1 pseudogene is annotated in these 255 nt (G+C 59.2%); it reads left to right on the forward strand.

Annotated elements, in window-relative coordinates:
• Nucleotides 1–255: pseudogene (locus IB272_RS34655) on the forward strand (phosphoketolase); the annotation flags it as partial.

The following is a 255-nucleotide window of genomic DNA, read 5'->3' on the forward strand; positions in this document are numbered from 1 at the left end:
TCATCGATTCCATGTTCAACCAGCACGCCAAGTGGCTGAAGGTCTGCAATGAGATCCCCTGGCGCCGGCCGGTCGCGTCGCTCAATTATTTCCTGAGCTCCCATGTCTGGCGGCAGGATCACAACGGCTTCAGCCATCAGGATCCGGGCTTCATTGATCATGTCGTCAACAAGAAGGCTGAGGTCGTCCGCGTCTACCTGCCGCCGGATGCCAATACGCTGCTGTCGGTCACCGACCATTGCCTGCGCAGCCGCA

The sequence above is a fragment of the Ensifer sp. ENS08 genome, from assembly GCF_014852195.1.
Taxonomy (GTDB): domain Bacteria; phylum Pseudomonadota; class Alphaproteobacteria; order Rhizobiales; family Rhizobiaceae; genus Ensifer; species Ensifer adhaerens.